Source organism: Labilibaculum sp. K2S (genome assembly GCF_030372765.1).
Lineage (GTDB): Bacteria > Bacteroidota > Bacteroidia > Bacteroidales > Marinifilaceae > Labilibaculum.
Window position 1 is genome coordinate 1 of record NZ_JAUCMW010000078.1, and the last position, 937, is coordinate 937.

Sequence of the window (937 nt, forward strand, 5' to 3'; positions counted from 1 at the left end):
TTCATGTCTGTAAGTCTGTTTCTGTTTTGCAGATAAATTCATTTGTGCCATATTTTAGATTCCACATATAAGTGATATCATATAATATTTGTCTTTCTTTCTGATATATATTTATTTCTTTGATTTCATTCATCAGAGTTGTGTAGTTTTCATCATGTAGATCTTGTACATGTCTTGGTAGAGTTATAACTGAGTGGTTTTTTTTTGTTTTTTTGTTTTTTGTTTGTTTTTTGCTGGGCCAGTTTTTTTTACTTTTATTTTTTCCATTATAGTTGGTTTACAGTGTTCTGTCAATTTTCTACTGTACAGCAAGGTGACCCAGTCACACATACATGTATACATTCTTTTTTCTCACATTATCATGCTCCATCATAAGTGACTAGACATAGTTCCCAGTGCTACACAGCAGGATCTCATTGCTAATCCATATCAAAGGCGATAGTCTGCATCTGTTAACCACAAGCACCCCATCCATCCCACTCCCTCCCCCTCCCCCTTGGCAACCACAAGTCTGTTCTCCAAGTCCATGATTTTCTTTTCTGTGGAAAGGTTCCTTTGTGCCATGTATTAGATTCCAGATATAAGTGATATCATATGGTATTTGTCTTTCTCTTTCTGACTTACTTCACTCAGTATGAGAGTCTCTAGTTCCATCCATGTTGCTGCAAATGGCATGATTTCATTCTTTTTTATGGCTGAGTAGTATTCCATTGTGTATATATACCACATCTTCCGAATCCAATCCTCTGTCGATGGACATTTGGATTGTTTCCATGTCCTGGCTATTGTGAATAGTGCTGCTATGAACATGCGGGTGCATGTGTCTCTTTTAAGTAGAGTTTTGTCCGGATAGATGCCCAAGAGTGGGATTGCGGGGTCATATGGAAGTTCTATGTATAGATTTCTAAGGTATCTCCGAACTGTTCTCCATAGTGGC

The 937-nt window shown here is 37.5% G+C and carries 1 protein-coding gene; it reads right to left on the reverse strand.

Features of this window, described 5'->3' with window-relative positions:
- Nucleotides 1–567: 567 nt before the first annotated feature.
- Nucleotides 568–937, reverse strand: a 370-nt coding sequence (locus tag QUH73_RS20780; RefSeq protein ID WP_289532364.1) for a hypothetical protein, incomplete at its 5' end; no start/stop codon positions are given.